At 60.4% G+C, this 26888-nt stretch carries 27 protein-coding genes; 15 read left to right on the top strand and 12 right to left on the bottom strand.

Annotation, left to right across the window (positions count from 1 at the left end; genetic code table 11):
- Positions 1–124 precede the first annotated feature (124 nt).
- Together IB272_RS14945 and IB272_RS14940 are read left to right on the top strand one after the other, a co-directional pair.
- Positions 125–472 carry a metalloregulator ArsR/SmtB family transcription factor gene (locus tag IB272_RS14945; protein ID WP_060610044.1) on the top strand — a complete coding sequence of 116 codons (348 nt, stop codon included), beginning with the start codon at positions 125–127 and terminating at the stop codon, positions 470–472.
- Entirely contained in the window at positions 465–968 is a 504-nt protein-coding gene (locus IB272_RS14940) for an SRPBCC family protein (RefSeq protein ID WP_060610047.1), read from the top strand. Before IB272_RS14945 ends, IB272_RS14940 begins: the two co-directional genes overlap by 8 nt.
- Before the next feature lie 103 nt (positions 969–1071).
- Here the strand turns inward: IB272_RS14940 and IB272_RS14935 are convergent, their stop codons facing one another.
- On the bottom strand, positions 1072–1296 hold the full coding sequence (locus tag IB272_RS14935; RefSeq protein ID WP_034801898.1) for a hypothetical protein: 225 nt from the start codon (positions 1294–1296) through the stop codon (positions 1072–1074).
- Between the two features lie 654 nt (positions 1297–1950).
- Between IB272_RS14935 and IB272_RS14930 the strand changes: the two genes are divergently transcribed.
- The 3 genes from IB272_RS14930 to IB272_RS14920 all read left to right on the top strand — a co-directional run bounded on the left by IB272_RS14930 (position 1951) and on the right by IB272_RS14920 (position 5435).
- On the top strand, positions 1951–3099 hold the full coding sequence (locus tag IB272_RS14930) for a mandelate racemase family protein (RefSeq protein ID WP_060516797.1): 1149 nt from the start codon (positions 1951–1953) through the stop codon (positions 3097–3099).
- Positions 3100–3116: 17 nt separating this feature from the next.
- Entirely contained in the window at positions 3117–3746 is a 630-nt protein-coding gene (locus tag IB272_RS14925; RefSeq protein WP_192357274.1) for an SGNH/GDSL hydrolase family protein, read from the top strand.
- 90 nt (positions 3747–3836) lie between these two features.
- Entirely contained in the window at positions 3837–5435 is a 1599-nt protein-coding gene (locus IB272_RS14920) for an ABC transporter substrate-binding protein (RefSeq protein ID WP_089046266.1), read from the top strand.
- A 457-nt stretch (positions 5436–5892) separates the two neighbouring features.
- Here IB272_RS14920 and IB272_RS14915 read toward each other — a convergent pair whose 3' ends face one another.
- The 9 genes from IB272_RS14915 to IB272_RS14875 form a co-directional block, all read right to left on the bottom strand.
- Positions 5893–6654, bottom strand: a complete 762-nt coding sequence (locus tag IB272_RS14915) for an ABC transporter ATP-binding protein (protein WP_034801890.1) — start codon at positions 6652–6654, stop codon at positions 5893–5895.
- Positions 6654–7490 (bottom strand): ABC transporter ATP-binding protein, encoded by an 837-nt coding sequence (locus tag IB272_RS14910; protein WP_060610052.1) that lies wholly within the window; start codon positions 7488–7490, stop codon positions 6654–6656. The genes IB272_RS14915 and IB272_RS14910 overlap by 1 nt, the downstream gene beginning before the upstream one ends.
- A gap of 4 nt (positions 7491–7494) precedes the next feature.
- Positions 7495–8382 (bottom strand): ABC transporter permease, encoded by an 888-nt coding sequence (locus IB272_RS14905; protein ID WP_034801886.1) that lies wholly within the window; start codon positions 8380–8382, stop codon positions 7495–7497.
- Complete coding sequence (locus IB272_RS14900; protein WP_192444528.1) at positions 8382–9404, bottom strand: ABC transporter permease; 1023 nt, start codon at positions 9402–9404, stop codon at positions 8382–8384. The genes IB272_RS14905 and IB272_RS14900 overlap by 1 nt, the downstream gene beginning before the upstream one ends.
- Before the next feature lie 95 nt (positions 9405–9499).
- The gene (locus IB272_RS14895; protein ID WP_246802717.1) at positions 9500–9865 is read right to left on the bottom strand and encodes a cupin domain-containing protein; all 366 of its coding nucleotides are present in this window, start codon (positions 9863–9865) and stop codon (positions 9500–9502) included.
- Positions 9866–9903: 38 nt separating this feature from the next.
- Complete coding sequence (locus IB272_RS14890; RefSeq protein WP_034801882.1) at positions 9904–10644, bottom strand: FadR/GntR family transcriptional regulator; 741 nt, start codon at positions 10642–10644, stop codon at positions 9904–9906.
- A gap of 80 nt (positions 10645–10724) precedes the next feature.
- The gene (locus tag IB272_RS14885) at positions 10725–11462 is read right to left on the bottom strand and encodes a FadR/GntR family transcriptional regulator (protein WP_060516792.1); all 738 of its coding nucleotides are present in this window, start codon (positions 11460–11462) and stop codon (positions 10725–10727) included.
- A gap of 83 nt (positions 11463–11545) precedes the next feature.
- Positions 11546–13063: an aldehyde dehydrogenase (NADP(+)) gene (locus IB272_RS14880; RefSeq protein ID WP_089046267.1), complete on the bottom strand. Its 1518-nt coding sequence runs from the start codon at positions 13061–13063 to the stop codon at positions 11546–11548.
- 2 nt (positions 13064–13065) lie between these two features.
- Positions 13066–13860 carry an NAD(P)-dependent oxidoreductase gene (locus tag IB272_RS14875; RefSeq protein WP_192444527.1) on the bottom strand — a complete coding sequence of 265 codons (795 nt, stop codon included), beginning with the start codon at positions 13858–13860 and terminating at the stop codon, positions 13066–13068.
- Between the two features lie 85 nt (positions 13861–13945).
- Between IB272_RS14875 and kduI the strand changes: the two genes are divergently transcribed.
- The 4 genes from kduI (at position 13946) to IB272_RS14855 (ending at position 17671) form a co-directional block, all read left to right on the top strand.
- Entirely contained in the window at positions 13946–14770 is an 825-nt protein-coding gene (kduI, locus tag IB272_RS14870) for a 5-dehydro-4-deoxy-D-glucuronate isomerase (RefSeq protein ID WP_112985852.1), read from the top strand.
- Positions 14767–15510 carry a 2-dehydro-3-deoxy-D-gluconate 5-dehydrogenase KduD gene (gene kduD, locus IB272_RS14865; RefSeq protein WP_060529547.1) on the top strand — a complete coding sequence of 248 codons (744 nt, stop codon included), beginning with the start codon at positions 14767–14769 and terminating at the stop codon, positions 15508–15510. Before kduI ends, kduD begins: the two co-directional genes overlap by 4 nt.
- A gap of 92 nt (positions 15511–15602) precedes the next feature.
- The gene (gene kdgD / locus IB272_RS14860; RefSeq protein ID WP_089046333.1) at positions 15603–16514 is read left to right on the top strand and encodes a 5-dehydro-4-deoxyglucarate dehydratase; all 912 of its coding nucleotides are present in this window, start codon (positions 15603–15605) and stop codon (positions 16512–16514) included.
- A 20-nt stretch (positions 16515–16534) separates the two neighbouring features.
- Positions 16535–17671 carry a mandelate racemase/muconate lactonizing enzyme family protein gene (locus tag IB272_RS14855; RefSeq protein ID WP_192444526.1) on the top strand — a complete coding sequence of 379 codons (1137 nt, stop codon included), beginning with the start codon at positions 16535–16537 and terminating at the stop codon, positions 17669–17671.
- Between the two features lie 123 nt (positions 17672–17794).
- Here IB272_RS14855 and IB272_RS14850 read toward each other — a convergent pair whose 3' ends face one another.
- The gene (locus IB272_RS14850) at positions 17795–18715 is read right to left on the bottom strand and encodes an AraC family transcriptional regulator (protein ID WP_060609433.1); all 921 of its coding nucleotides are present in this window, start codon (positions 18713–18715) and stop codon (positions 17795–17797) included.
- Positions 18716–18928: 213 nt separating this feature from the next.
- Here IB272_RS14850 and IB272_RS14845 point away from each other — a divergent pair, with 213 nt between their 5' ends.
- From IB272_RS14845 to IB272_RS14820, 6 genes are all read left to right on the top strand, one after another.
- Positions 18929–19810 carry a sugar ABC transporter permease gene (locus IB272_RS14845; protein ID WP_192444525.1) on the top strand — a complete coding sequence of 294 codons (882 nt, stop codon included), beginning with the start codon at positions 18929–18931 and terminating at the stop codon, positions 19808–19810.
- Positions 19811–19814: 4 nt separating this feature from the next.
- Positions 19815–20699 (top strand): carbohydrate ABC transporter permease, encoded by an 885-nt coding sequence (locus tag IB272_RS14840; RefSeq protein WP_034798658.1) that lies wholly within the window; start codon positions 19815–19817, stop codon positions 20697–20699.
- Between the two features lie 2 nt (positions 20700–20701).
- Positions 20702–21796: a sn-glycerol-3-phosphate ABC transporter ATP-binding protein UgpC gene (ugpC, locus tag IB272_RS14835; protein WP_034798661.1), complete on the top strand. Its 1095-nt coding sequence runs from the start codon at positions 20702–20704 to the stop codon at positions 21794–21796.
- 39 nt (positions 21797–21835) lie between these two features.
- On the top strand, positions 21836–23101 hold the full coding sequence (locus IB272_RS14830) for an ABC transporter substrate-binding protein (RefSeq protein ID WP_192444524.1): 1266 nt from the start codon (positions 21836–21838) through the stop codon (positions 23099–23101).
- Positions 23102–23176: 75 nt separating this feature from the next.
- A complete protein-coding gene (locus IB272_RS14825) occupies positions 23177–24730 on the top strand; it encodes a glycoside hydrolase family 28 protein (protein WP_192444523.1) in 1554 nt (517 codons plus the stop codon).
- A gap of 8 nt (positions 24731–24738) precedes the next feature.
- A complete protein-coding gene (locus IB272_RS14820; RefSeq protein ID WP_060516775.1) occupies positions 24739–25899 on the top strand; it encodes a glycoside hydrolase family 88 protein in 1161 nt (386 codons plus the stop codon).
- Here the strand turns inward: IB272_RS14820 and IB272_RS14815 are convergent.
- Positions 25836–26852: a LacI family DNA-binding transcriptional regulator gene (locus IB272_RS14815; RefSeq protein WP_034798668.1), complete on the bottom strand. Its 1017-nt coding sequence runs from the start codon at positions 26850–26852 to the stop codon at positions 25836–25838. The genes IB272_RS14820 and IB272_RS14815 overlap by 64 nt on opposite strands.
- Positions 26853–26888: the final 36 nt, after the last annotated feature.

Genomic DNA, 26888 nt, shown 5'->3' with positions numbered 1-26888 from the left:
GACGAACGTCGGCATCATGCCTCCGGATCTGCGCAGTTTCACGATTCATGGTTAAAAAGAAGTGAAAGCGTCCCCCGCCGCGCCGCTTGCGTTTCCTTCGGAAGCAAGTTAAATACTGAACTACATGGTTCAGTATTCTAATGCCCCTCTCGATCTCTCGTTCGCGGCGCTGTCCGATGCGACCCGTCGCGGGATCATCGATCTACTTGGGCAAGGGGACGCGTCGATCACCAGTCTGGCGGACAAGTTCCAGATGACACTGACCGGCATGAAGAAGCACGTCCAGGTTCTCGAACGGGCGGGGCTCGTCGTCACGCAGAAGGTCGGACGGGTGAGAACCTGCAAGCTTGGGAAACGTGGCCTTGAGGCAGAGGCCGAGTGGATCGAGGCGCATCGCAAACTCTTCGAGGCCCGCTTCGAAGCACTGGACGAGATCATCAGCGAACTGAAACGGGAGGTAAGCGATGAATGAGCAAGTCAACAAAGCCGCTGGCGCGCAGAACCGCACGTCAGTCGAGCGCAAAGGGGACCGCGAACTCGTCGTAACGCGGACATTCAATGCGCCGCCGAGCATGGTCTACAGGGCGTGGAGCCAGCCCGAGCTGTTCCAGCGCTGGTGGGTGCCAAAATCGGCACCTGGCGTTTCGCTCGTATCGTGCCAGATGGACGTGCGTACGGGCGGCAGGTATCGGCTGGAATTCGGCGCCGGCGGTTCGGACACCATCGCCTTTTATGGCAAGTATCTTGAGGTGGTGCCGAACGAGCGAATAGTCTGGACCAACGATGAGGGCGAAGAGGGCGCAATTACGACCGTGACCTTTAAGGACGAGGGCGGCAGAACGTTGCTGACTTTCCACGAAGTCTATCCGTCCAAGGAAGCGCTTGAGGAAGCACTGCAGAGCGGGGCGGCCGCATTGCCCGAGCAGTTGGATCAGCTCGACGAATTGCTTTCCAGCACCGGCGAGTAGCACGGATCGGGAAACGCTCCCCGGTAGACGTCTGGTCCTTTGACGCGGACTTCACGGCCGTTGGGGGGGGGCTGGGGCAAAGGCGCATAGCTGGCGAGGGCGGCTAGAGTATCTCAGTCAACTCGAACAGCGGCAGCGCCAAGCAGACCGACAGAACGTGCCAGGGCTCGCCCTCGACCGTGGCTCCGTCACTCATTTCGCTCAGTGTTAGGTTCGGGGCGACGTCGGCGCATGCCTGCTCGAGCAGGGCGATTGCTTCTTGTGATGTCAGTCCGTCCGGATAGCGGACAGCGTATTTTCGGCGAGGATCTGCTTCGTTCAAGGTCATCTTTGCAAGGCTGTCCGCTGAGGTGATGGCGAAGGTATGCGAAGGATCAGAGCTACATCGTGCGGACGGGGAGTGCTTTCGATAGCCCTTCGTTGGTAGCGGCCGCAGTCAAAAAGGATAGGGCAGTCTCGCCGCCGCATTTGTGCTTCCAAAGCGTGTCGTGAAGGAATGGGGTCCCCCACTGTGGCGCTGCCGGTGACACAGCCTTCGATTTCTACCAGAAGCCCTGCTCAGCGGTGCGTAACCGTGAAGAAACCCGGATCAGGACGGGTCTGCCGAGCGTTGCTACAAGCCAGCGCGATTTCCAATCGAGGGCAATTTCACGTCTGGATCCTCGGGGGCTGACTGGAAACCTACCCGGCCCGCGAGTAGACGGTCGTTTCCGTTGCTGTTGCGCATGTTCCCCTCTTTCGGCACGTCAATGTTGATCTCACACGTTGGCCGGTCGCTCGCCCTGCTGAAGCACGAAGTTGTCGCTCCGCTCGCATCATGGCTTGCGTCCCGATCTATGCGAAATCACATGATGGCCGGGTCCTTATCAGGTATATTCTAAAAACATGTCATACAGGTTTGACAGGTTGACTGATATCTGTCTAATCTAGCCCTAGACAAGTTGGTGTGGCGAGGCCGCGCCTTTCACATGCCGGAGGACCAATGATCATCACTGACGTCGAAGTGCGGGTTTTCCGCACGACCACGCGCCGCCATTCGGACAGCGCCGGTCACGCGCATCCAGGCCCGCCGCACCAGGTAGAGCAAGCTATGCTGACTGTTCGCACGGAGGACGGCCATGAGGGGCATTCCTTCACGGCGCCGGAAATCGTGCGGTCGCATGTCATCGACAAATTCGTCAAGAAAGTCCTGATTGGCCAGGACCACCGAGATCGCGAGCGGCTTTGGCAGGACCTTGCCCATTGGCAACGCGGATCGGCCGCGCAGTTGACGGATCGCACGCTCGCGGTGGTCGACTGCGCCCTTTGGGACCTCGCCGGGCGGAGTTTGAAGCAACCTGTATACAAGTTGGTGGGCGGCTATCGCGATAAGGTGTTGGCCTACGGTTCCATCATGTGCGGCGACGAACTGGAAGGGGGGCTCGCAACACCTGAAGACTATGGTCGCTTTGCCGAAGCTCTCGTCAAGCGCGGCTATAAGGGCATCAAGTTGCACACCTGGATGCCGCCTGTCAGCTGGGCGCCGGATGTGAAAATGGACATCAAGGCCTGTGCGGCCGTGCGCGAAGCCGTCGGACCGAATATCCGCCTGATGATCGACGCCTTTCATTGGTACTCGCGCACGGATGCGCTCGAGTTGGGGCGGGGACTGGAAAAGCTCGGCTTCGATTGGATCGAAGAGCCGATGGATGAGCAGTCGCTGTCTTCCTACAAGTGGCTGGCCGACAATCTCGATATCCCCGTCGTTGGTCCGGAAAGCGCTGGCGGCAAGCATTGGCACCGTGCCGAATGGATCAAGGCGGGCGCCTGCGACATCTTGCGGACCGGGGTGAATGACGTGGGCGGCATCACGCCGGCATTAAAAACGATGCATCTTGCCGAGGCCTTCGGGATGGAGTGCGAGGTACACGGCAATACGGCGATGAACTTGCATGTCGTCGCGGCGACGAAGAATTGCCGCTGGTACGAACGCGGGCTGCTTCACCCGTTCCTCGAATACGACGACGGGCACGACTACCTAAAGTCATTGTCCGATCCAATGGATCGCGAGGGCTATGTCCATGTCCCAGCTCGGCCGGGGCTCGGCGAGGATATCAACTTCGAGTTCATCGAGAACAACCGCGTGCGGTGAGAAGCGGGGTATCTTTCATGAAAAACATTCTCGCTTTTGGAGACAGCCTGACGTGGGGAGCGGATCCACAGACCGGGCTACGCCATCCGCCTGAAGGCCGCTGGCCCGAGGTGCTCTCGCGTGAACTCAACGGTGCGGCAAAGGTCATTCCCGAAGGACTTGGTGGCCGCACAACCTGCTATGACGACCATGGTGGACCGGCGTGCCGCAATGGGGCCAAGGCGCTGCAAGTGGCGCTCGCAAGCCACATGCCGCTCGACCTCATCATCGTGATGCTCGGTACAAATGACATCAAGCCCGTGCATGGCGGGCGGGCGGAGGGAGCGGTCTCCGGCGTGCGCCGGTTGGCGCAAATCATCGACACTTTTCCCTACAAGCCAAGTGGTGCGAGGCCAAAAATGCTGATCGTCGCCCCTCCACCCTGTTGCGCCGGTCCGGGCGGGGTGCCAGCGGCGGGACGCAGCATTGCTGAATCAGAGCGGCTTTCTCCGCTCTACCGCAAGCTCGCAGATGAACTTGGACACGCCTTCTTTGATGCCGGCTCTGTCGCACACGCCTCGCGGGTCGATGGGGTCCATCTGGAAGCCGCTGCCACGGCGGCGATTGGCCGGGCGCTCGCAGCACCCGTTGCCGAAATTCTTGGCTGATCTGTCCTGGTGCCTGTGGAGGAACAGGTGGGGCAGAACTTGTAACCGGAAGGCCGAACTCCCGCATGGGCGGCCGCAATAGGAGGAAACATGAAACGCTTTCTAGCAACGGTCGCGTTCGGCGCGCTTCTCATCGCTTCAACGCCACACGGCGTGTTCGCCGAAACTCCGGAAGATCAACTCGTCGTCGCAACGACAATGAGCAACATCCTGACGCTCGATCCCGCTGCCATCACTGGCCGCGAGACCGTACAGGTCCTCAACAACATCTACGATACGCTGGTCATCCTTTCGCCGAAGGACCGCAGTGTCCAGCCACGCCTTGCCGAGCGCTGGGAGGTCTCCGCCGATCGCAATTCAATTCGTTTTCACCTGCGTAGCGATGCGAAATTTGCGTCGGGCAATCCCGTCACGGCTCAGGATGTTGCCTGGAGCCTGAAGCGCCTGCTTGCGCGTAATCTCGCGCAGTCTTCTTTCCTGAAAACAAGGGGCTTCACGCTCGAAGAAGCCGACAAAGCCTTCGTCGCCGAAGACGACCACACCTTCGTTATCAATCTTCCGAAACCCGACGACCCGAACCTGCTGCTGATGATCCTTGCGCAGAACGGACCTGGCTCCATCTTCGACAGCAAGACGGTTCTCGAAAACGAGAAGGACGGCGATCTTGGCGCCGCCTGGCTGACCCTGAACTCCGCCGGTTCCGGCCCATTCACGCTCACGCAGTGGAAATCGAACGAGTACATCATCCTCACGCGCAACGACGACTACTGGGGTGAAAAGGCCGCAATGAAGCGGGTGCTGATGCGCCATCTGCCGGAATCGCAGTCGCAGCGGCTGCTTCTGGAAAAAGGCGACATTGACGTTGCCTATTCCTTGCAGGCGCCGGACCTGAAGTCGCTCGAGGCCGATGAGGCGATCGCCATCGCATCGACACCAGGCTCGGGTTTTTACTACCTCAGCGTCTCGATGAAGGATGAGCGCTTCGCCAACAAGAAAGTGCGTGAAGCACTGCGCTACCTGATCGATTACGAGGGTCTCGACAAGGCTGTCATGCCCTACTACGGCAAGCTGCATCAGCGGCCCTTGTCGACAGGCGTCCTCGGCGCGCTGCCGGACGAAGGCTACAAACTGGATGTGGCCAAGGCAAAGGCGCTGCTTGCCGAGGCAGGCTACCCGGACGGCTTTAAGACGACGTTGCGTGTGCTGTCTGAAGATCCTTTCATGAAGGCTGCGACGGCCATCCAGAACACGCTGAGCCAGGCTGGCATCCAGGCGGAGCTCATCAGCGGTTCGGGCGACCAGATCTACGGCGCGATGCGTGAACGGAACTTTGAACTGCTTCTCGGCCGCGGCGGCGGTGGCCAGCAGCCGCACCCCGACAACAATTTACGCTCTATCGCCTACAATCCCGACAATTCGGACGATGCCAAGCTCACCAACTATCAGAGCTGGCGCACCAGCTTCTATGACGAGAAGCTGAACAAGATGATCGAAGAGGCCCTGGTTGAGCGCGACCAGGCCAAGCAGGCCAAGCTCTACGAGGGCGTGCAGCAGTACATGGACGAGGTCGTCATGTCGATCCAACCCTTCTCGGAAGTGGTCGACACGGCCGCGTACCGCAGCGACGTGAAAGGGATGATCGTCAGCCCCTGGCTCTCGCGCTTCGAAGGTGTCACCAAGGAGCGGTGATCGGCTCCAGGAATTAATAAAATGAAGGAAAGAAGGCGCATGTGACCATGCGCCTTCTTTTTGCATTGAAAAGTGCCGTCGGCCGGGCGCCAACGCGTTGCCGAACGAAATCGGCAACGTCACCCCGTGGCTGCCGCTGTTCGGTTTCCTCTCGCTTGAAGCCGAAGTATTCCTCATCTGTGCGGATTTGCGTGGTTGCCTACCCATCGCCCTCGCCTCGCGAAGACCTTCATCACCGGTACGTCTGGGGAGGGGCAGCGATTGGCAAGCGTGCCGCGGCCAGGTTCACATGCCCGGGCTGCACTCGCCGAAAAGGTCGCAGGCGTGCACCCGGGATCATTGGCAAGCTCAGACACCCGATAGTCCTCAACCGGGGCCATCAGGCAAGGAAAAGCCCGGCACAGGACCGGGCGAGTTGGGGAGGAGGAGTCTTCTTTGGGGAGGAGATGCGGCTTGCTCAGTGCGAGCCTTCGTACTCCAGCGAGGCGCCGATCAGCTCACGCGCGTAAGCGTGGGTTGCCTGGTTGCCGGGGATCGCCTCGCGCGGCAGCACTTCGGTGATTTCTCCGCGCAACATGACCGCGAAACGGTCGCACATATGGTCCACGACGGCCAGATCGTGCGTCACCATGATGTAGGTGAAGCCGCGCTCCTCACGCAGACGCTGAAGCAGGTTCAGGATTTCCGCCTGCACCGAAACATCGAGCGCCGACGTCGGCTCGTCGAGGAGCAGCAGGGAAGGTTCGAGGATCAGCGCCCGCGCGATCGCAACACGCTGGCGCTGGCCGCCCGAGAGCTGGTGGGGGAAACGATCGAGGAAGGAGACCGGCAGCCCCACATCCGTGATTGCCTTGCGTATGCGCTCCTCCCGGTCGCCGAGCTTGTGGATGACGAGAGGCTCGTTCAGCACCGTGCGAACCGATTGGCGTGGATGCAGCGAACCGTAGGGATCCTGGAAGACCATCTGCAGCGTGCGGCAACGCTCAATCAGCGGCATGTCACGCACCGACCTGCCGCCGATCAGTACGTCGCCGGTCCAGATGTCGGTCAGCATAGAGATGCAACGCAGGACCGTGGACTTGCCTGATCCGCTTTCGCCGACGAGGCCGAAGCATTCGCCCGGCGCCACGGAGAAGGTGACGGTTGGCAACACCTTGACCGCGGTGGGACCGCTACCGAAGGTGATAGAGACATCGCGAACTTCGATAGAGACGGACATCAGGCTTTCTCCTCCAGCCATTCGGGACGGCGATCGAGCACGCGGAGCGGTGCGCGTGGGCCGCCGATCCGCGGCTGAGCTGCCAGCAGGCCACGGGTGTAGGGATGTTGGGCCTTGTCGAGATCGCAGGCGGCCAGCGTTTCAACGATACGGCCGGCATACATGATGAGTACGCGATCGCAGAAGTTGCGTACAAGGTTCAAGTCGTGACTGATCATGATGAGCCCGATGCCGCGATCCCGCACCAGCCCATCGAGAATGTTCAACACCTGAAGTCGCACCGTGACGTCGAGTGCCGAGGTCGGTTCGTCGGCGATGACGAGCTCGGGATCGGCAAGCAGCATCATGGCAATCATCACGCGCTGCCCCATGCCGCCGGATATCTCGTGCGGATACTGGTCATAAACGCGCTCCGGGTCGCGGATCTTGACTGCCGACAGCATGGCGAGCGCCTTTTCACGCGCCTCCGCCTTGGTGCAATTGAAATGCCGCAGATAAGTTTCCGCCACCTGGTCACCGACCCGGCGAATAGGGTTCAAAGAAAATTTCGGATCCTGAAGGATCATGGACATGCGCCGGCCGCGAACCTTGAGCAGTTCCTTTTCCGAAAGGGCTGTCAGATCAAGCTCGGCAAAGCGCAGCGTGTCGGCGGTAATCGTGGCGCCCGGCAGAAGTCGCAGCAAGGCCCGTCCGACAGTCGATTTGCCGGAACCGGACTCGCCAACGATGCCAAGGCGTTCGCGGCCGAGGGTGAAGGACACGCCGCGCACGGCATCGGTCGCTGCGCCGCCATAGCGGATGCGGAGGTTTTCGACCTGAAGAATGTCTTTGCTCATCGGTCTACCTCCGGTTCATCTGCTTCGGATCGAGCGCATCGCGCAGCCCGTCGCCGAGAAGGTTGAAAGCGAGACTGACCGAAAGAATGGCGACACCCGGGAAGGTGACGAGCCACCAGCTGTCCAGCATGTACTTGCGGCCTGTCGCAATCATCGCGCCCCATTCCGGCAGCGGAGGTTGGGCGCCGAGCCCCAGAAAACCGAGACCGGCAGCCGTCAGGATAACGGTCGCCATGTTCAGTGTCAGGCGAATGAGCACCGAGGGCAGGCACATGGGCATGATCGACTTGACGATGATGCGTGTGGCCGATGCGCCCTGGAGCCTGGCTGCCGAGATGTAGTCCGCCTTGCGAAAGGTCATTGCCTCTGCGCGCGCGAGGCGTGCGATCGGTGGCCAAGAGGTCAGCGCAATCGCGATAATGGCGTTGTTCAGGCTTGGACCCAGCGCTGCAACGAAGGCGAGCGAAAGAATGAGGCTCGGGAAGGAGAGAAAGATGTCCGTGATCCGCATCATCACGGTATCGACCTTCCCGCCGAGATAGCCGGCAGTCGTGCCGATGACGAGCCCGATTGGGCCAACGACAATCGAGACGAGGAAGATAATCGTAAGCGTGATACGCGAGCCCCAGACCAGGCGGCTGAAGATGTCACGACCAAGCTCGTCGGTGCCGAACAGATGTCCATTTCCAGGCGCCTGCAGCGTGTTTGCGAGGTTCTGGGCATAGGGGTCATGGGTGGCAATCAGCGGCGCGAAGGTTGCGACAAGGACGAGCAGCACCAGGACCGCAAGACCGAAGGTCGAGGTTGGGCTCTTCAACAGGAAGCGCACGATGTTCTTGAGTGCGTAAAGCGGAGCCGGCAAGCGGAACGCAGTTTCAGCTTGGGTGGTCATCAGCGTGTCCTCGGGTCGAAGATGCGATAGAGAACGTCGGACAGAAGATTGAGGGCGATAAAGATGATCCCGACGATCAGGACGCAGGTCATGACGGCGTTCATGTCGCCGGTAATGAGGTTATTGGTGAGATATTGGCCAAAGCCCGGCCACGCGAAGACTGTCTCAATCAGCACGGCGCCTTCGAGCAGCGAGCCATAGGCAAGCGCAATGATGGTGACCAGTTGCACCCGAATGTTGATGAAGGCGTGCTGCCAGATCGTCTGGCTGCGAGAAAGGCCTTTGACGCGCGCCGTCGTGACATATTCCTGACCGAGCTGATCCAGCATGAAGCTGCGGGTCATGCGCGTGATATAGGCGGACGAGGAGTAGCCAAGCAGCGACGCCGGCAGGATGATGTGGTTGACGGCCGACCAAAACATATCCATTTCGCCGGCGATCAGGCTATCGATCAGCAGGAATCCGGTCCGCTCCTCGACAAGGCCAATATAGAACTGGTCCATGCGTCCGCTGCCGCCGACGAGGCCGAGATAAGCATAAAAGACGATAAGCGCGATCATGCCGGTCCAGAAGATCGGCATGGAGTGCCCGAACAGGCTGAAGACGCGCACGACATGGTCGGGCCAGCGGTCCTTGTTGACGGCAGCAAGCACTCCGAGCGGAACGCCGAGGCCGGCTCCGATGAGGATTGCGAAGGTCGCAAGCTCGATCGTTGCCGGCATCACGTGCAGGATATCCTGAATGACCGGCTGGCCCGTGCGGATGGAGGTTCCGAAGTTGCCGGTGAAAACGTCTCCAAGATAGTAGGCGAATTGTTCCCAAAGAGGTCGATCAAGCCCGAGCGAACGATAGACCTGTTCGTAGGTCTCGCGGGTTGCGTCCTCCCCGACGATCGCGCGGACCGGATCGGCAGGCATAAGGCGGCCGATGAAGAACGTCAGGAGCAGAAGGCCGAGCAACGTGACCGCAATGGTCCCGACCTGCCCGGCCACGCCGTGGAAGCGTAGGCGACGAATTGACATGGTTCCTCCATTTGTCAGTCGCCTGCGGTGAGGCGTTACAGGCTCCAATCCTGTATGACAACTTTCACTGAACCTGTCACAGGTTATGTCGAGTGTCAAGCAGAGCTGACGGAGAGGAAGTCATCTCTGCGGGGCGTGAAGCAGTCGATGAGCTCTCCTGCCTCCAGGCATTCGCAGCCATGTTCCGTGTTTCCGGGGATTACGAGGCTGTCGCCAGTCTTCAATTCATAGGTCTGGCCATTGCGAAAGAAGCGGAATTTGCCGCGCGCCACATAGGTCGATTGCACGTGCGGGTGGCGGTGGAGCTTGCCTTTTGCACCGTTTTCGAAGCGAAAGGAGACGACCATGAGCTCAGGCGAATCTGAAAGCACCTGGCGCGTGACGCCGGTATCGGTCGAAATCGTGGGGAAAGTAGGAAGAGACATGCGGACCTCATAGATGATGTATGACAACATCACCATACATGTCCTTTTGCCTGTATGACAACTCTGCGCGTCTATTAAATTGCGTCGGGGCTCATGGTGCGGGAACGCAAGAGCGCGTTGTACCGATCAAGGCTTCCCCGCAAGTGGGCGCGCATGCGCTCGCGCGCCGCTTCAGCATTGCCTTCGATGATTGCCTCAACGATCTGGCCATGCTCTTCCTGAAGATGGAGGTTGTAGTCCTTCGGGCGCGACCCCGGCGCAGATCCCTGCAACTCGCCGCGCGGAATGATGCCAGTACGGATCAGTTGGAGAAACTCCGGAAAACGCCGGTTTTGCGTGGCTTCCGCAATCGCCAGGTGAAGCTCGAAATCCGCATCGCGCGTAGGATTGCCAGTTGCCAGGCACTCGCCAACACGATGATGGGCCTCAAGGATGGTTTCGATCTGGGCGGGTGAACGGCGCGCGGCCGCCAGCCCTGCCGATTCCACCTCGAAAACCGTCCGAAGTTCAAGAAGCTCTATGACCGACGAAATCCGCTCGGTCTTCAAATCCTTGAAAGGCTGCTCCTTTTCCGGCTTTGTCTCAAGGGCAAATATGCCGGCGCCCTTGCGCGCTTCGACCAGCCCGTCGGCGCGAAGGATGGCAATCGCTTCCCTTACGACTGTACGGCTGACGGAATACTCGCGCGTCAGAGCGCTTTCGCTCGGAAGCCGGTCGCCGGGGCGAAACACGCCTTCCGCCAGATCGCGACGCAGCGCGGCGCTGATTTTTGCCGCAAGCGACGTGCCACGCTCCATAGTGTTTACGGCTTCCATTTTCGTCCCAACATGCTCAAACCTGTCTGGCATGTTAGTCGTAATCTGTTCGAATGCAAGTGCGGCTCTCTCAACCAGTGCTAGCGCAAGGTTCGCAGCATGGAGCGATATCGTGTCTGGCTGTTCTTCAGGTGATCGCGCATGGCCGCGCGAGCCTGTTCCTCATCCCCGCTTTGGACCGCGTCGAGTATCGCCTCGTGTTCATCGAGAAGCCGGCGCATCTCGACGGAGGGAAGGGCGGCTTCCTCTCCCTCGCGGGCGACCGCACGGCGCGGGATGACAGCCGGCCCGAGCACATGGAGAAACTCGGCAAACCTTGGATTGTTCGTCGCTTCGGCAATGGCGAGATGAAAAGCAAAATCGGTTTCGGCGGTCGGCTCACCACTTTCGGCGCGGATGCGAAATGCTTCGAACGCTTCGATAATTTTGCCTTCCTGTCCCGGGGAGCGGCGAAGTGCGGCCAACCCGGCCGCATCGCCTTCGACTGCCGTTCTGATTTCCAGCATCTCGATCAATGATGAGACGCGGGCGAGATCGACGTTGTGAAACGAATTTCTTGCGGCCGGGGCAGGCTCCAGCACGAAAACGCCGACGCCATGTCGTGCCTCGACCAATCCGTCGGAACGCAGTGCTGCAATCGCTTCTCTTACGACAGTGCGGCTGACGTTAAATTCCTTGGTCAGTTGCGCCTCTGATGGCAGGCGGTCGCCGGGCCGGTAGCGGCCCTCGGCGATATGGGACCGCAGAACGTCGGTAACCTTTGCCACCAGGGTCCTGGGCTGCGGGGCGTTCGTATCGGAAGCAGTCGCTATCGTCATGTGGTTGCCCGGTTCCAGGATGTGGCGGCACCTGCCGCTTCATCTCTGGATACGCCAAAGATGGCGGACGAGGCAATCGCTCCTCAATCCGATAGCAAATCAGCAGGCAAAAGCCCGTCAGGTACATTCTGATAGGATACGGGCCTCAGAAACCTGCGGATCGCCATAGTTCCGACCGAGGTCGCGCCGAAATTCGTAGAGGCCGGATAGGGCCCGCCATGAACCATGGCGTCGCAGACTTCCACGCCCGTGGGAAATCCGTTCACGAGAAGACGGCCGGCCTTGCGCTCCAGGATCGGCATAAGTTGGCGTGCAAGATCGGTGTCTCCGTCGTTGAGATGAAGAGTTGCAGTCAGCTGGCCATCGAAACTCCTGGCGACGACGACCAGTTCTTCAATGCTTTCGGCCGTGACGATGAGGCCGAGCGGGCCGAAGACTTCTTCTGAAAGCGTATGGTTGGCGAGCCAGTCCCGTGCAGAGACGAGGAAGAGATTGGGTGTGACGTTGCGCCGATCGCAGCTGGATGTGAAGACGTCGCGAACGCCGCGGCCTGAGGCAATGCGATTGCGCCCATCGCGATACGCTTTGGCAATTCCATCCGTCAACATCACTTGTGCGCCGATCTGCGAAAGCGCCGCACGCACGCTTTCCGCAAACGCTGGCGCCTCGCCTGCTGCGATCACGGCAATGCCTGGATTGGTGCAGAATTGTCCGGCGCCCATCGTCAACGAGCTTGCCCAACCCTTGGCGATTTCCTCGCAGCGGACCTTGCCGGCTTCGGGCAGGATGAACATCGGGTTGACCGAACCCAGTTCGCCGAAGAAGGGGATTGGTTCCGGGCGCTTCGCACATAGGTCGAAAAGCGCGCGGCCACCCGCAAGCGAGCCGGTAAAGCCGACGGCCTTGATGAGGGGATGTGTAACGAGGCCAGTGCCGACGTCCCGGCGACCGCCCTGGATGAGTGAGAATACGCCGGGGTGAAGCCCTTGCTTCCTGATCGCTGCGTGGGCAGCCTCGGCAACCACTTCGCTCGTCCCAGGATGGGCTGAATGGCCCTTCACGATGACCGGGCACCCGGCGGCAAGAGCCGACGCGGTATCGCCGCCCATTGTCGAGAAAGCCAGCGGAAAATTGGAGGCACCGAACACCGCAACCGGACCGACAGGTCGCTGAAGCAGTCGGATGTCGGGGCGCGGCAGGGGCTTTCTGTCCGGCAGCGCTTCATCGTGGCGTCTGTCGAGATAGTCGCCCTTTCCGAGATGGGCTGCAAAAAGTCGGAGCTGGCCGGTGGTGCGTCCACGTTCTCCTTCTAGCCGGGCGGGCGGCAGACCGGTTTCTGCACTGCCGATCTCGGTAATGGCCGCCCCGCGGCTTTCTATCTCATCGGCAATCGTTTCTAGAAATGCCGCGCGCTCTTTCCGGCTTGAATGGCCATAGGACCAGAAGGCATCCTCGGCCGATTTTGCGGCCCTGTCGACCAGATCCGGCGTGCCGACGGAAAAGTCAAACGCGGCACCATGGGCCGGTTCGCTGCTGAATGTCTGCTCGGTCGCGATCCACTCGCCCGCAACCAGGTGTTTGCCGTGAGGGGTGAAGGTCATTGTCACTCCTTGAAGATAGGATTGTCGGTAAAGGCACCGCCTTGAAAGCGCGCCATTGATTTGTCGGGAGTTGGTTTCGCGGCGTTCGTTTCGATTTTCTCGCGCCAGGCCTCGGCGTTGTCTTTCGCCCTCCAGCCGAGCCAAGCCAGATGCGAATTGTCCCACCAGCAGCTGTCGTTTGCTGAAACGCCCCAAATGACCGGGCAACCAAGCACTGGGGAGCGGAAAGCGGCTTCGATCAGCGATGCGAAATCGCCATGAGAAAACCAGGTCGACAGCATCCGATGGTCCATCGGCTCAGTTGTACAGGAGCCGATGCGCACCAGTGCTGTCTCCTGTCCGAACTTGTCGAAGTACAGGCGGGCGAGCGATTCACCGAAGCATTTGGACACACCATAGAGCCCGTCGGGGCGAAACGGTGCATCGGGCCCAAGTCGATCAGTCTGCGGATAGTAGCCGATCGTGTGGTTTGAACTTGCAAAGATGATGCGGGGCAAGCCATGGGCGCGCGCGGCCTCGTAGAGATTGTAGAGGCCGACGATGTTGCCGGTGACAACCTCGTCGAACGGGCGTTCGACGGAGATCCCGCCCAGATGCACGATACCGTCGCAGCCCGCCACCATCGCGTCGACGGCCCATGGTTCGGCGAGATCGCAGTGCATCCATTCCTCGTTGGGGCCGGTGACATCAGCCGGTGCGATGTCGGCAAGACGGATTGTTTCGGCAAGCAACGCCAGTCGCGGTCGCAAGGCGCGGCCAAGCGCGCCAGCCGCGCCCGTGATCAGGAGGCGTTTCATTCGGGTCTTGACCTTGAACAAGTTATCATACAATACGGACTTACATGTATTATCTCTTGTTCGCAATACCTCAAAGGAGGACCGAATGCTGACCGTCGAAACAAGGCAGGCCGTTAATCCGGACTATGCGCGAGCGCTCGATACAGAAGGCTTGCGTAAGCATTTCCTGGCGCAGGATATGTTCCGCCCCGGTGAGATCCGGCTGGTCTACACGCACTACGATCGCTTCGTTATGGGAGGTGCCGTTCCTAACGGTGCTGCGCTGACGCTCGATCGGGTCGAGGAAACGAAGACGCCGTCCTTCCTTGACCGGCGCGAAATGGGTGTCGTGAACATCGGTGAGGCCGGTACGGTGACAGCCGGTGATGAGACATACGCGCTCAACCGCGGCGATGTGCTCTATCTCGGGGCCGGTTCTGGTGCGGTGACGTTTGCCGGACGCGGACGTTTCTACATCGTCTCCTGCCCGGCGCACCGCAGCCTGCCGGCGCGGCTTGTGACACTCGGTGAAAGCAAGGAGGTCAAGCTTGGCGCGATGGAAACCTCCAACAAGCGGACCATCAATCAGTTCATCCACCCGCTCGTGATGGAAAGCTGCCAGCTCGTGCTCGGCTACACAACGCTCGAAGACGGCTCCGTTTGGAACACGATCCCCTCCCACGTGCATGATCGCCGCATGGAGGCCTATCTCTATTTCGGTATGGACGAAAAATCTCGCGTGCTCCATCTGATGGGTGAGCCACAGCAGACGAGGCATCTGTTTATCGCCAACGAGGAAGGCGCGATCTCGCCGCCATGGTCGATCCACTCGGGCGCGGGCATCGGCTCTTATACCTTCATCTGGGCGATGGCCGGCGACAACGTCGATTACACGGATATGGATTTCATTCAACCGGCGGATCTGCGATGAAAAACCTCTTTTCTCTTGAAGGACATAAGGCTCTCGTCACAGGGGCGAATACTGGTCTTGGCCAAGCGATCGCGGTTGGCCTGGCTCAGGCGGGCGCTGAGGTTGTCTGCGCCGCGCGCAGGGCGCCCGACGAGACCCTTGCGCTCATCGACAAGGCCGGGGGAAGGGCGACTGCACTGGCGCTTGATTTCGCCAATCCGATGGCGGCAACCGGAGTATTTGCCGGTGCGGGATTCGACATTCTCGTCAACAACGCCGGAATCATCCGTCGCGCTGACGCGGTTGATTTTTCCGAAGCTGATTGGGATGCAGTCATGGATGTCAACCTCAAGGCACTGTTCTTCACGACCCAGGCTTTTGCCAAGGAGCTGCTTGCGAAGGGCATGTCCGGCAAGGTGGTCAACATCGCGTCGCTGCTTTCCTTCCAGGGCGGAATTCGCGTACCGTCCTACACCGCCGCCAAGCATGGCGTTGTGGGCGTCACGAAGCTTCTCGCCAACGAATGGGCGTCAAAAGGCATCAACGTCAATGCGGTTGCGCCCGGCTATATCGAGACCAACAACACCGAGGCTTTAAGGGCAGATCCTGAACGTAGCAAGGCAATACTCGAGCGGATTCCGGCGGGCCGCTGGGGGCGCTCCGAAGACATTGCGGGTGCGACCGTGTTTCTGTCTTCGGCGGCTGCGAACTACATCCATGGTGCGGTGTTGAATGTCGATGGCGGTTGGCTGGCGCGCTAAAATAACTTGTATGATGAGTTGTATGATGACTATTGACATTGGTGTGATATCCCGATTATCTGGGGCTATCAACCATAGAGGAAATCAACGTTATGAACCCTGAGCAGATCAAGGCCGCGCTTGGATCGGGCCTGCTTTCGTTCCCGGTGACGCATTTCGATGCGGAGGGTCGGTTTGCGCCGGACAGCTATCGGGCGCATGTCGAGTGGCTGGCCGGCTACAAGGCGCCGGTTCTGTTTGCGGCCGGTGGCACCGGCGAGTTCTTTTCGCTGAAGCCGGACGAGATCCCCGGCATCGTCAGGGCGGCCAAGGACGTTTCCGGCGACACGGCGATCGTATCGGGCTGCGGCTATGGCACGGAGATGGCGGTCGACATCGCTCGTTCGGTCGAGCGCGTCGGTGCCGACGGCATCCTGCTTCTGCCGCACTATCTGATCGATGCGCCGCAGGAAGGGCTTTATGCCCATGTGAAGACGATCTGCCAGTCGGTCGGCATCGGCGTCATGGTCTATAATCGCGACAACGCGGTGCTGCAGGCCGATACGCTCGCAAGGCTGTGCGACGAATGCCCGAACCTGATCGGCTTCAAGGATGGCACCGGCGACATCGGGCTGGTGCGCCAGGTCACCGCCAAGATGGGCGACCGGCTGATGTATCTCGGCGGCATGCCGACGGCCGAACTGTTTGCCGAGGCCTATCTCGGTGCCGGCTTCACCACCTATTCCTCGGCCGTCTTCAACTTCGTGCCCGGCCTTGCCAATGAGTTCTATGCCGCCCTTCGCGCCGGCGAGCGCGCCACCTGCGAGCGCATCCTCAACGACTTCTTCTATCCGTTCATGGCCATCCGCAACCGCGCCAAGGGCTATGCGGTGTCGGCGATCAAGGCCGGCGTGCGGCTGCAGGGTTTTGATGCCGGTCCGGTGCGTGCGCCGCTGAAAGACTTGACCGAGGAGGAAGTCGCCATGCTCGACGCGCTCATCGGTGCGAACAAGCGTCAGAAATGAGTGTTTTGCGAGGATAGCCCATGAAGATCGTCGCCGTCCGCACCCACCTTCTCGAACATCGGCTGGCCGTGCCGTTCGAAAGCGCCTCCATGCGTTTTGACCGTCGCGCCCATGTGCTGGTCGAGATCGAGTGCGACGACGGCACGATCGGCTGGGGCGAGTGCCTCGGCCCGGCGCGGCCGAATGCGGCGGTGGTTGCGGCGTACACGACCTGGCTGATCGGCCAGGACCCGCGCCAGACGGAAAAGCTCTGGGCGATCCTCTACAACGCGCTGCGCGATCAGGGGCAGCGCGGGCTTGCGGTCACCGCCCTTTCCGGCATCGATATCGCGCTCTGGGATATCAAGGGCAAACACTATCGTGCCTCCGTCTCCATGCTGCTTGGCGGGCGCTGGCGCGAGAGCGTGCGCGCCTATGCGACCGGCAGCTTCAAGCGCGATGGCGTCGACCGGGTCTCCGACAATGCGCTGGAGATGGCCGAGCGCCGGGCGCAAGGCTTCCATGCCTGCAAGATCAAGATCGGCTTCGGCATCGACGAAGATCTGCGGGTCATCCGCGCGGTGCGCGAGGCGATCGGCGACGAGATGCGGCTGATGATCGACGCCAACCACGGCTACACCGTCACCGAGGCGATCCGGCTTGGCAAGGCGGCGGCCGACTACGACATCGACTGGTTCGAGGAGCCGGTCGTGCCGGAACAGCTTTCCGCCTATCGCGCGGTCAGGGCCGGCCAGCCGATCCCGGTTGCCGGCGGCGAGACCTGGCATGGCCGCTATGGCATGTGGCCGGCGATCGAAAGCCGTGCCGTCGATATCCTGCAGCCGGATCTCTGCGGCTGCGGCGGTTTTTCCGAGATGGCGAAGATCACGAGCCTTGCGACGCTGCACGGCGTTCGCATCGTGCCGCATGTCTGGGGCACGGGCGTGCATATCGCTGCCGCGCTGCAGTTCATGGCGGCGATGACGCCGGATCCGGTGCGGGTCAACCCGATCGAACCGATCCTGGAGTTCGACCGGACGGAAAATCCGTTCCGGCAGGCGGTGCTGAAGGCGCCGATCGAGGCGGTCGACGGTGTCGTTGCCATCCCCGATGCACCCGGCCTTGGCATCGAGATCGATCGTGACGCGCTCGCCAGGTTCAAGATGCCCGAGACATGAGAGTGTTGTTGACATGCGCGCCGACCAGGGCCATGTCCGAAATTGCCGGGTATGTTCTCCCACATCATCGCGGCGAGACACATGGGTGCTTGTCTGTCCGGCTTAGCGCCAACACACTTCGAGCTAGTCGGCCGCAAGCCCGTCGGCAAGTACCAGGGCCTGTTCGCGCTCGTCGAGGTGCATGAGGCCGCCATCTCGGCTTTGGCGAACCCTTTTCATGTGATCGCGTGGACTGAGACCCAGAGTTCGCTTGAACATGCGTGAGAAGTAGTAGGGGTCGGGATAGCCGACTTCCGCGGCCGCAGAGGAAACCGAAAGCCCTGCTTCGAGAAAGTGCATCGCCCGCTCCATGCGTTTCAGTTCCTGGTACTTGCGCGGCGTGCGCGCCACGCGCTTTTGGAATTCCCGCAGGAAATAATCGCGATTGTAGGGTGATGCCTCAACCGCTTTCGTCGCAATATCCGGGTCGAGCGGATTGGCGGAGATCATCGTTGCGGCCTTCATGACAGCGAGATCGATCGCGTCTGCCCCCTCGGGCTGGTAGGTGGCATGGTCTCGCCACCCGATGAACGCATCCTCGATGAAAGCGATCAACAGAACCATGAACAGGTGGTGCTGGCCAAGCGTCACGGAAGAGGGCGGCGCGCTTTGACGATAGTGGCGCGCCAACGGCTCAAGCAACCCCCACCGCGCCAGTCTCAACTTCGGCACCAAATCCATCTGCTCGACCAGGTTGTGGCGGCCGTAAATATCAAGAGTGAAATGCTGGGCGAGGCCAAGATACGTCTCCGGTCCCTCGCTCCATCCGATGAAGCGCTGGCCGCGCGAAATCAGCATGGCATCACCCGGCTCCATCACGCGTGGCTCGCCGTCGACCAGATAGTGGCCGCGCCCTTCAAGGCAGATGACGAGGTCGTCGACCGGGTTCGACTTGTCGATGCGCCAAGTCTGCGAATGCTCCATCCGGATAGCAGCGCGGGTCAGATTAAGCGTCAGCGCCGCCGGTGGAATAGCTGAGAGAATTCCACCTTCAATTTCGTCCATCTTTTTCCTCGCCTTTGTGAATTCATTCTGCGACAAAAATACGTGAATGTCATCGCAGAAATGCATGCACGCACCGCATCGAACTGGGAGGAGATCGGTCAGCGGACGGGAAGGAGGCTACAGCCTGCGCCTGTCTGCGCCGTTCCGGGAGCGTAATTTGTACGAAACCGTATCTAAAATGGCCGCTCTGCAGTGCCGTCCGGGAGGGCCGGCATGAAAGGGCATCGTCTTTTAGGGCTTGGCTATCTGGCGCCCTACATTATCGGCCTCTTGATCTTCACGGCCATTCCGTTCATCGGCTCATTCTATCTCAGCTTCACGAGTTACGACTTGATGAGCGAGCCGCGCTGGACAGGTGTCGCCAACTACGAGCGGCTGTTTACCCGCGACCGGACTTTCATCAAGTCGCTGAACGTAACGCTGCTTTACGTGTTCATTACCGTGCCTTTGAAGCTCGCCTTTGCGCTCTTCATCGCTGCAATTCTAAACCACAGGTTGAAATTCATCGGTCTTTTTCGAACGGCGTTCTATGTGCCTTCAATCCTTGGGGGGTCGATCGCGATTGCCGTTTTGTGGCGTTATGTCTTCGCTTCGCAGGGCCTTGCGAACATGGCGCTTTCGACCCTTGGTATCGCGCCCGTCGATTGGTTCGGCGATCCCGTGAATGCGCTTTTCACCATCACGCTGCTGCGCTGCTGGCAGTTCGGCTCGGCCATGGTGATCTTTCTTGCCGCCCTTCAATCGATCGACAAGTCACTTTATGAAGCGGCCGCCATCGACGGCGCCGGCAAAGTGCGCACCTTCTTCTGGATCACCCTACCGCTGCTAACGCCGGTTATTTTCTTCAACTTGATCATGCAGATGGTTCAGGCGTTCCAGGAGTTTAACGGCCCTTACATCATCACCCAGGGCGGCCCACTCAAGGCGACCTATCTACTGCCGATCTACATTTATGACGAGGCTTTCAAGAAGTTCAACATGGGCTACGCCTCGTCTATCGCCTGGGTGCTCTTCGCCATCATCACTGTGCTGACCCTTGTTGCCTTCTGGTCCTCCAAGAAGTGGGTCTATTACGCCGGCGACAAGAGGAGCTGACGAGATGACCGAGTTTCAAGCTCTCAACGATCGCGTGGCTGCACGCAGGGCAAGGGTCCGCCTGATCTCCACGGCGGTTCGCTATGTGCTTCTGTTTTCTGTTGGGTTCGTCATGCTCTACCCGCTGATCTGGCTGGTAGGCGCGAGTTTCAAGACGAATTCGGAGATCTTTTCTGGTGCTGGTTTCATGCCGGCAAATCCGACGGCTGACGGCTATGTAAAGGGCTGGCAGACGTCGACGCCCTATACGTTCGGCCGGTTCTTCTGGAATTCCTTCCTGATCATTCTGCCCAAGGTCATCGGTACGGCGATCTCATGCACGATGGCGGCTTATGCCTTCGCAAGGTTCGACTTTCCGCTGAAGAAGATCCTCTTCGGTTCGGTCATTGCCATCCTGCTTCTGCCAAATGTTGTAACCCGCATTCCGCAGTATATTCTCTTTCGCGATCTCGGCTGGCTCGACACGTTCCTGCCGCTCTGGGTACCTTCCGCCTTTGCGGGCGATGCCTTCTTCGTCTTCATGCTGGTGCAGTTCCTGCGCTCGCTTCCGGCGGATATGGAAGAGGCCGCTCGTGTTGACGGCGCAAACAGTCTCCAGACGCTGGTCTACATCGTCGTGCCGATGCTCGCGCCGGCGCTGATCTCTGTCTGCCTGTTTCAGTTCATGTGGACCATGAACGACTTCCTGGGACCGCTGATTTACCTGTCATCGGTCGACAAATATCCCGTGAGCCTCGCGCTCAAACTTTCCATCGACACCACCGAAGCCTTCGAATGGAACCGCATTCTCGCAATGTCGGTGCTGACGATCACGCCTGCCTTGGTCGTCTTCTTCGCTGCGCAACGGTACTTCATTGAAGGGATCTCCTCTGGGGGAGTCAAAGGCTGAACATGGCTAAGGTCCAATTGAAGAACCTCGAAAAGGTCTACGGCAACGCATTCAAGGCCGTGCACGGGATCAATCTCGATATCGAGGATGGCGAGTTCATGGTCTTCGTCGGTCCCTCTGGCTGCGCCAAGTCCACCACATTGCGCATGGTCGCGGGGCTCGAGGAGATTTCGGGAGGCGAGGTCGTGATCGGCGACCAGCGGGTTAACGACCTGCCGCCCGGCAAACGCTCCATCGCAATGGTGTTCCAGAACTATGCACTGTACCCGCACATGAAAGTGCGCGGCAATCTGGCCTTCGGGTTGAAGATTGCCGGCAAGCCGAAGGCGGAGATCGACGCGGCTATCGCTCACGTAGCCAAGATCCTTGAAATCGAGCCGTTGCTCGATCGGTTGCCGAAGCAGCTCTCCGGCGGCCAGGCCCAGCGCGTGGCGCTCGGGCGTGCATTGATCAAGAAGCCCGGCGTCTTCCTGTTCGACGAGCCGCTGTCCAACCTCGACGCCAAGCTGCGTGCCTCGATGCGTGTCCGCATCACCGACCTGCACCGCCAGCTCAAGGCCGAAGGCTTATCCTCAACGGTCATTTACGTGACACATGACCAGACCGAGGCGATGACGATGGGCGACCGCATCTGCGTCATGCAGGCGGGCCACATCATGCAGGTCGCCGCGCCGAAGGAGCTCTACAATCGCCCGGCGAACCTTTTTGTCGCTGGCTTCATCGGCAGCCCCGAGATGAACCTTGTCGATGCCGAACTTGTCGACGGGCATCTTTCGATCGGGACCCAGCGCCTGCCGCTCGGCTCCAACCTTCAAGCAAGGCTCTCGGCGAGGCCGGCAGAGGCGGTGCTCGGCATGCGCCCGCAGCACCTCTCACTCGCCACCGACGGCCCTGCGTTCACAGCGAAACTCACGAATGCCGAGTTCATGGGCCATGAAGTCTACCTTCACGCCGATCTCGAGGGTCGAAAGCTGGTGAGTGTAGTGGGCGCCGCCGAATTCGAGGCTCTTGGCCGCTCCGATCTGATCCGGCTGCGCCCGGACCCCAGAAAGCTTCATGTTTTCGACAAGACCGATGGCCGCAACGTGTCGCTTTGAGGAGGCGATGCGTCGTTCAATTTCAAGGAGGAGAAACCAATGAGAATGACAGTAAAGATCGCTGCGCTCGCCAGCGTTGCATATGGCGCTCTCGCGCTCGCCACGGCAGCGCACGCCGCTGAGCTACGCATGGCGTGGTGGGGCGGCGAGAGCCGCCACGTTGCCACCCAGAAGGCGATCGCAGCTTGCGGTGAAAAATATGGCCATACCGTCAAAGGCGAGTTCACTGGTTTTGACGGCTACCTCGAAAAGTTAACGACCCAAATGGCCGGCAAGACCGAGGCCGATATCGTGCAGGTCAATTGGCCGTGGCTGCCGCTGTTTTCGAAAAATGGTGACGGTTTTGCGGACCTGCGGACGCTCCAGGCGATCGATCTTTCCAACTGGAGCGAAGCCGATCTCGCGGCGGCCTCAATGAACGGCGTCTTGCAGGGGCTTTCCGTCTCGACCACCGGCCGCGTCTTCTTCTTCAACGCCACGACCTTCGAGAAGGCCGGGGTGCCTATCCCGAAAACCTGGGAAGAGTTCTTCGCTACGACGGCAACGATTAAGGAGAAGCTTGGCAAGGACTATTACACCTTCAACGCCGTCAAGGAGACCGCGCAACTTCTAACGACATTGGCCGTCGTCCAGAAGACCGGAAAGGATCTCGTCGATCCTGAGACCAACCGTGTCGCCTGGACACCTGAGGAGCTGGCTGAAGGCATTTCCTTCCTCGGCAAGCTGGTCGAGACCGGCGCCATTCGCTCCCAGAAGGAAGAGGCCGCCGACGGCAACGTCAATCTGTTCGAGAAACCCTCCTGGGCCGAGGGGAAGGTCGCCGGTTCCTATGAATGGGATTCGACCTATTCCAAGTATGCCGACCCGTTGAAGGACGGTCAGGTGTTGACGCCCGTGCCGATGCTCAAGCTTGCTGATGCGGTAACGGACGGCGTCTATCGCAAGCCCTCCATGGTGTTCTCGATCTCGAAGAATTCGAAGGACCCAGCGGCTGCGGCGCAAATCGTCAACTGCCTGTTGAACGAGCCGGAGGGGATCGATGCACTCGGTACCTCTCGCGGCCTGCCGGCGTCGAAGGCCGCTGCCGCTCGCCTTGGTGAAAAGGGCGAGCCCGAGGTGCGGGCCGCCAATGCCATCGTGCTGGCCGCCGGCGGGCCGACGGTTTCGCCGTTCAATGAACACCCAGAGATCCGCGCCGCCTTCATCGATACGCTCGAGGAATACGCCTACGGGCAGCTCGATGCCAAGGAGGCGGCAGAACAGATCATCGATACGGTGAACGACGTTCTCGCCAAGTTTGACTGATCGCTAAGACTGCCCGCCGTTGCTTGTCGCGGCGGGCGTCCCTGCGCCCTGCGGGAAGCCTACACGAGAGAGATCATGACCCGACCATCCATCATCGCGCTGTCGGCGCGAACGGCGGCGTTTTGCCTGGCGGCACGCGGAGCGCTATACCACCTGCCGGCGACAGCGAAGTGGCGCCTTTCCTCGTCCGACGGGGACAATCAGATGCGGCAGGGAGAGACCTCCCTTGCTGTGCCTCTGCTGCACGAGCTTCAACCTCGCACACGTTACTGCTTCGAAGCGGAAGGGTTTGAAGCGGTCGAGTTTGACACCCCGTCCTGCGCGGGGCTCGTCGACGCCGCCGAGTTTGGTCTTGTCCTTGATGTTCTTCCCGAGGATTTCGACGGTGCCCGCCGGAATGCGGCTGCTTTGAGAGAGGCCGTTGCTGCGGTTCCGGTGGGCGGTACGTTGAGGGTGCCGGCTGGGGTCTGGACGGCATTTCCGGTCAAACTCAAGAGCCACATGACTTTCCACCTTTCCCAAGGGGCGGTCTTGCGAGCGCCGTCGGTGCGGCGCGGATGGCCCATCCTGCCCGCCCGTGACGCGTCCGGCCGGATGTTGGGGAGCTGGGAAGGCCTTCCGGCCGACTGTTTCGCAGCTCCGCTCCATGCCGTTGGCGTGAAAGAGTTGACAATCGAGGGGCAGGGCACGCTCGACGGTTCCGGTGATAGGGGCGACTGGTGGACCTGGCCGAAAGAAACGCGTGACGGTGCACGCCGCCCGCGCGGCCTTCATCTCGTTTCCTGCTCAAATGTGCAGCTCCTTGGCTTTGCCATCCGGAATGCGCCCTCCTGGACGATCCACCCGCAGGGCTGCAGGCAATTGACGGCGGCAGGACTATTCATTTCCGCTCCGTTCGACAGCCCAAATACCGATGGCTTCAATCCTGAAAGTTGTCGCGACGTGACAATCACCGGCGTGCGCTTTTCCGTCGGGGATGATTGCATCGCCGTGAAGGCCGGCAAACGCGGCCCAAATGGTGAGGATGACCATTTGAGCGAAACGCGTGGCGTGCGGGTGAGCCACTGCTTGATGGAGCGTGGCCACGGGGGGCTCGTCATTGGTTCGGAAATGTCTGGCGGCGTGCACGACGTTTCGATCGAGAATTGCGCCATGGTCGGTACAGATCGCGGCCTGCGCCTTAAGACGCGGCGCGGCCGTGGTGGAGCGATCACCGATATCGCTATGCGCAGCGTTCTTATGGACGGCGTCGAGACCGCGCTTTCTGCCAACGCACACTACCATTGCGATGCCGACGGCCACGACGCCTGGGTGCAATCCCGCCAGCCGGCTCCAGTCGATGTGGGCACGCCTGTCATCGACGGCGTCACGATCGAGAATGTCGAGATCCGGAAGTTGGCCCATGTCGCCGGTACCTTCCTTGGCCTGCCGGAGGCCCCAATCCGCAACATCAAAATTCGTCGGCTCAAGATCGTCTCCTTCAACTACGAGGCCACAGCCGCTCCTCCTGTCATGGCCGACGGGATCCGACCGATGCGGCATGAAACGATCGTCTCGGAACAAGCGGACGTCGATTGCGACGAGCCGGCGCTCCTGAGCACCGCCGCGATATCAACGCACTTCGAGTGAGAGATCCCATGAACCCGACCGACTATTTCGACCAGTTCGCGCATCGCTACAGTCCCTACAAGGGCGGGAGCTGGTGTTACGAAGACGGCTGCCTCTACCGAGGCCTTCAGCTGCTGTTTCAGGCGACGGGCGAGAAACGTTGGATGGACCATCTTCACCGGCTGGCCGATCGGCAAATCGGGCCCGATGGCTCACTCCTCGGCTACGATCCCACAGAATACAATATCGACCACATTCTCGCCGGACGATCGCTCTTTGCCTTGGCCAGGGATACCGGCGACGCCCGCTATCTCGCGGCGGCAGAACATCTGGCTGGTCAACTCGAAAGCCATCCGCGCATCCCCCAGGGCAACTACTGGCACAAGAAGCGCTACCCACACCAGGTCTGGCTCGATGGGCTCTATATGGGCCTGCCGTTTCAAATCGAATATGCGCTGGCCACGGATAGGCCGGCGCTTGTTACTGACGCCCTTCGGCAATTTTCGACGGCGCTTTCGCTAACGGCGACCCCGGCCGGCCTCTATGTTCATGGTTACGACGACAGCCGAAAACAGCTGTGGTCCGATCCGGAGACAGGCAAATCGCCTGCCGTGTGGGCACGCGCTGTTGGCTGGCTGGCGATGGCGCTCGTGGATGCGCTGGCGCTTCTACCTGATGACGAAATCTCCGGTCCTCATCGGCTGAGGGCACGCCAGCTTTTGGTGGAACTCATGGCGCGGCAGACATCGTCTGGCCTCTGGATGCAGGTGCTTGACGCACCGAACCTCGAAGGCAACTACGAGGAAAGCTCGGCCTCCGCCATGTTTGCCTATGCGCTGATCCGCGCCGCACGCCTTGGGCTCGTCGAACCTGATCGAGCGTCAGAGACAATCGCGGCCGGCCGCCGCGCACTCGACGCTCTGCTCTCTATGCGGCTCATTGCCGACGCCCAGGGCATAACCAGGCTGACGACGATCGTCTGCGTTGCAGGTCTCGGAGGCTTCGAAGGCACGTACAGGGACGGTACGCCCGGCTACTACCTCGCAGAACGGCTGGTGAGCGACGATCCCAAGGGCGTCGGTCCGCTGATGATGGCCTTCGCCGAAAGTGTCAGCAAACGTGTCGATCAGTCGCTCTCACCCGGGACGAGCGTCATGGGCCAGAGGAACCGCGCAGATCTCACCGGGTAAATGTCGGCAAAAGCCGGCATCGTACCAAGCAGGGATTCGGCAAGTGCTATGCCAAGATCGCGTAGGGACAGGCTGAAAGCCGTCAATCGGGGCGACAGGAATTGCGAATGCGGACTTTGACGACCGATGATCGCCATGTCCCGTCCGGGCTTTATGCTGGCTTCCACCAGTCCGCGATAAAGGCCGACAGTGATTGCTTCGTTGATGAGCACAATCGCCGTCGGACGGGTCTCAAGCGCACTCAGTTCCCGGGCGATTTGATACCCTCCCGCTTCGTTCGGGGTTGAGCGGAATACATGACGCTCGTCGAGGTGAAGCCCATGTCGGGCCAGGGTCGCGCGGCACTGATCTTCAAACACATAGCCCAGGTTCATGTCGTCATGCGGCCGCGTAATCGCTATGTGCTTGTGGCCGTGCGCAACCAGCCGATCGATCGATGCCTCAGCCATGCCCTCGAAATCCAGATCAAGCCAGGGTTGACCGACATCTGTCAGGCTACGTCCGAGCGTGATGAACGGGATCTTGCGTTTGGACAACAGCTCGAAGCGGGCATCGTGTCGCCTTGTTGCCGAAAGGATGATGCCGTCGGCAAAACCGCGCGCGACAACGCGCTTCAAGTAGTCGTTCGGATCCTCCTCAGAGGAGCAGAGCAGGGCGACGAGGTCGAGCTTGTGACGAGCAAAGACGGTCTGGACACCGTCGAAGACGCTCATGAAGAATGTGTCCCCCTGGCCGGTGATTTCGGAGCCGGTCTGCATCATGAAGCCGATGACGCCGGTCGCGCCCTTGCGGAGCGCACGGCCCGATTGGTTGGCGACATAACCAAGGGACTCGGCTGCTTCGAGCACCCTTTTTCGGGTCTCTTCGTTGACGTCGGGCTTACCGTTCAGCGCCCGGGATACTGTCCCGATCGAGATATCGAGGTGTTCGGCAAGCTCGCGAATCCCCTTCATTTTTCCGCGTTCCTCCCCAGACCCGCGACTGGTCAT

This window comes from Ensifer sp. ENS08, assembly GCF_014852195.1.
Classification (GTDB): Bacteria; Pseudomonadota; Alphaproteobacteria; order Rhizobiales; family Rhizobiaceae; genus Ensifer; species Ensifer adhaerens.
Note: the sequence above shows the minus strand (reverse complement) of the source record. Positions and strands in the feature narration are given on the sequence as shown.

Coding starts and splice junctions, on each gene's coding strand:
- ugpC (WP_034798661.1), top strand. CDS start 20,702: ATGGCTAAGGTCCAATTGAAGAACCTCGAAAAGGTCTACGGCAACGCA.
- IB272_RS14855 (WP_192444526.1), top strand. CDS start 16,535: ATGAAGATCGTCGCCGTCCGCACCCACCTTCTCGAACATCGGCTGGCC.
- IB272_RS14910 (WP_060610052.1), bottom strand. CDS start 7,490: ATGAGCAAAGACATTCTTCAGGTCGAAAACCTCCGCATCCGCTATGGC.
- IB272_RS14920 (WP_089046266.1), top strand. CDS start 3,837: ATGAAACGCTTTCTAGCAACGGTCGCGTTCGGCGCGCTTCTCATCGCT.
- IB272_RS14905 (WP_034801886.1), bottom strand. CDS start 8,382: ATGACCACCCAAGCTGAAACTGCGTTCCGCTTGCCGGCTCCGCTTTAC.
- kduD (WP_060529547.1), top strand. CDS start 14,767: ATGAAAAACCTCTTTTCTCTTGAAGGACATAAGGCTCTCGTCACAGGG.
- IB272_RS14945 (WP_060610044.1), top strand. CDS start 125: ATGGTTCAGTATTCTAATGCCCCTCTCGATCTCTCGTTCGCGGCGCTG.
- IB272_RS14915 (WP_034801890.1), bottom strand. CDS start 6,654: ATGTCCGTCTCTATCGAAGTTCGCGATGTCTCTATCACCTTCGGTAGC.
- IB272_RS14925 (WP_192357274.1), top strand. CDS start 3,117: ATGAAAAACATTCTCGCTTTTGGAGACAGCCTGACGTGGGGAGCGGAT.
- kdgD (WP_089046333.1), top strand. CDS start 15,603: ATGAACCCTGAGCAGATCAAGGCCGCGCTTGGATCGGGCCTGCTTTCG.
- IB272_RS14840 (WP_034798658.1), top strand. CDS start 19,815: ATGACCGAGTTTCAAGCTCTCAACGATCGCGTGGCTGCACGCAGGGCA.
- IB272_RS14890 (WP_034801882.1), bottom strand. CDS start 10,644: ATGGAAGCCGTAAACACTATGGAGCGTGGCACGTCGCTTGCGGCAAAA.
- IB272_RS14880 (WP_089046267.1), bottom strand. CDS start 13,063: ATGACCTTCACCCCTCACGGCAAACACCTGGTTGCGGGCGAGTGGATC.
- IB272_RS14940 (WP_060610047.1), top strand. CDS start 465: ATGAATGAGCAAGTCAACAAAGCCGCTGGCGCGCAGAACCGCACGTCA.
- IB272_RS14830 (WP_192444524.1), top strand. CDS start 21,836: ATGAGAATGACAGTAAAGATCGCTGCGCTCGCCAGCGTTGCATATGGC.
- IB272_RS14850 (WP_060609433.1), bottom strand. CDS start 18,715: ATGGACGAAATTGAAGGTGGAATTCTCTCAGCTATTCCACCGGCGGCG.
- IB272_RS14815 (WP_034798668.1), bottom strand. CDS start 26,852: ATGAAGGGGATTCGCGAGCTTGCCGAACACCTCGATATCTCGATCGGG.
- IB272_RS14895 (WP_246802717.1), bottom strand. CDS start 9,865: ATGGTGATGTTGTCATACATCATCTATGAGGTCCGCATGTCTCTTCCT.
- IB272_RS14900 (WP_192444528.1), bottom strand. CDS start 9,404: ATGTCAATTCGTCGCCTACGCTTCCACGGCGTGGCCGGGCAGGTCGGG.
- IB272_RS14845 (WP_192444525.1), top strand. CDS start 18,929: ATGAAAGGGCATCGTCTTTTAGGGCTTGGCTATCTGGCGCCCTACATT.
- IB272_RS14885 (WP_060516792.1), bottom strand. CDS start 11,462: ATGACGATAGCGACTGCTTCCGATACGAACGCCCCGCAGCCCAGGACC.
- IB272_RS14935 (WP_034801898.1), bottom strand. CDS start 1,296: ATGACCTTGAACGAAGCAGATCCTCGCCGAAAATACGCTGTCCGCTAT.
- IB272_RS14820 (WP_060516775.1), top strand. CDS start 24,739: ATGAACCCGACCGACTATTTCGACCAGTTCGCGCATCGCTACAGTCCC.
- IB272_RS14930 (WP_060516797.1), top strand. CDS start 1,951: ATGATCATCACTGACGTCGAAGTGCGGGTTTTCCGCACGACCACGCGC.
- kduI (WP_112985852.1), top strand. CDS start 13,946: ATGCTGACCGTCGAAACAAGGCAGGCCGTTAATCCGGACTATGCGCGA.
- IB272_RS14825 (WP_192444523.1), top strand. CDS start 23,177: ATGACCCGACCATCCATCATCGCGCTGTCGGCGCGAACGGCGGCGTTT.
- IB272_RS14875 (WP_192444527.1), bottom strand. CDS start 13,860: ATGAAACGCCTCCTGATCACGGGCGCGGCTGGCGCGCTTGGCCGCGCC.